The following is a 252-nucleotide window of genomic DNA, read 5'->3' as shown; positions in this document are numbered from 1 at the left end:
GTTAGTCTTGAGTAGTCTCGGTTAGCCGGGAATCACTGCCTTGACCCACAAGCACGCCTCGGGAGTCTTCATGGAACATCTCAACGATACCAGTCTGTTTCGTCCATGTGCCTATATCGACGGTGGCTGGGTAGCCGCGGATTCCGGCGAGCAGATCGAGGTCGACAATCCTGCCACCGGCGAGATCATCGGCCGCGTGCCTCGGCTGGGTTACGCCGAGACCGAACGCGCCATCGAGGCGGCGCATCACTC

General features: G+C 60.3%; 1 protein-coding gene. It reads left to right on the top strand.

Annotation, left to right across the window (positions count from 1 at the left end; translation table 11 throughout):
- Positions 1 to 70 precede the first annotated feature (70 nt).
- Positions 71 to 252: aldehyde dehydrogenase family protein (locus R0J88_RS21965; RefSeq protein ID WP_410901173.1), on the top strand; the 182-nt coding region annotated here is incomplete at its 3' end.

The organism is Pseudoalteromonas sp. SIMBA_162, from assembly GCF_046535955.1.
Taxonomy (GTDB): domain Bacteria; phylum Pseudomonadota; class Gammaproteobacteria; order Enterobacterales; family Alteromonadaceae; genus Pseudoalteromonas; species Pseudoalteromonas marina.
This window is presented reverse-complemented; position numbering and strand designations above follow the sequence as displayed.